The 1,531-nt window shown below is 34.4% G+C and carries 1 protein-coding gene and 1 pseudogene; one reads left to right on the forward strand and one right to left on the reverse strand.

What is annotated here, in order from left to right:
* Positions 1–1,099, reverse strand: a 1,099-nt coding sequence (ahcY, locus tag Q0075_RS12295; RefSeq protein WP_297869765.1) for an adenosylhomocysteinase, incomplete at its 3' end; no start/stop codon positions are given.
* 128 nt (positions 1,100–1,227) lie between these two features.
* On the opposite strand from ahcY, the pseudogene Q0075_RS12300 reads away from it, so the two are divergent.
* Positions 1,228–1,531, forward strand: a pseudogene (locus Q0075_RS12300) (4-phosphopantetheinyl transferase); the annotation flags it as partial.

Consider the following 1,531-nt stretch of genomic DNA (forward strand, 5'->3'; position numbering starts at 1 on the left):
AATTACTCATTACAAAACTTGGGTGACCTGTAGCACAACCTAAGTTTACTAAACGACCTTCAGCTAAGATGATAATTTCTTTACCGTTTACGTTGTAAATATCAACTTGTGGTTTAACTTCGTTTTTAGTAGCTCCGAAGTTTTTGTTTAACCAAGCCATATCAATTTCGTTATCAAAGTGTCCGATGTTACAAACAATCGTTTTATCTTTCATAGCTTCGAAATGACGACCTACTACGATGTCTTTGTTTCCAGTTGTAGTGATTATGATATCAGCATTAGCGATAACAGTGTCTAATTTTTTAACTTCGAAACCGTCCATAGCTGCTTGTAAAGCACAAATTGGATCAATTTCAGTAACTGTTACAATAGAACCAGCTCCACGGAAAGAAGCTGCAGTTCCTTTTCCTACGTCTCCGTATCCACAAACAACTACTCTTTTTCCTGCTAACATCACGTCAGTAGCTCTACGAACTGCATCTACAGCAGATTCTTTACATCCGTATTTGTTATCAAATTTAGATTTAGTTACTGAGTCGTTAACGTTAATAGCTGGCATATATAAAGTTCCCGCTTTCATTCTTTCGTATAAACGATGAACTCCAGTTGTAGTTTCTTCTGATAAACCTTTGATTCCTTCAACTAATTCAGTATATCTATCGAAAACCATATTAGTTAGATCACCACCATCATCTAAAATCATGTTTAATGGTTGACGCTCTTCACCGAAGAATAACGTTTGCTCAATACACCAATCAAATTCTTCTTCATTCATTCCTTTCCACGCATACACTGGAATTCCAGCAGCAGCAATAGCAGCAGCAGCATGATCTTGAGTTGAGAAAATGTTACATGAAGACCAAGTAACATCAGCACCTAAAGCAACTAATGTTTCAATTAACACCGCTGTTTGAATGGTCATATGTAAACATCCAGCAATACGAGCTCCTTTTAAAGGTTGGCTTGCACCATATTCTGCTCTTAAAGCCATTAAACCTGGCATTTCAGCTTCTGCTAATTGAATTTCTTTTCTTCCCCATGCTGCTAAAGAAATATCTTTAACTTTGTATGGTACATATGGAATTGTTTTTGTACTCATTATATTTATTAATTTATTTTTAAATTTGAGGGTGCAAAGTTACAACATAAGTTTCTATTTTCTAAATAATGTTTTAAAATTTGTGAATTGTTTATTTTGCTAATCATTTGAATCACAATTAAATATCGATGCCGTTTTATAAATCTATAGCAATTAACGCAACCACATCTGCATACTTTTGGCATATTACCGAAGATGTAACCTCGTTATTTAGAGCAGTTTTGCTCAAGGATACTTCGTTATTTCGCTTAGAAGGAATGAAGTCAGAGGAACATCAAAAAGGATTTTTAGCGGTTCGAATGTTGTTACAAAAGTTAGACTATACGGATTATGATTTAACATATGATGAAGCTGGAAAGCCTCATTTAAGTGATGGTAAACATATTTCTATATCACATTCGCATGAATTTTCATGTATTTGTATTAGTGATG

This window comes from uncultured Flavobacterium sp., from assembly GCF_937967675.1.
Classification (GTDB): domain Bacteria; phylum Bacteroidota; class Bacteroidia; order Flavobacteriales; family Flavobacteriaceae; genus Flavobacterium.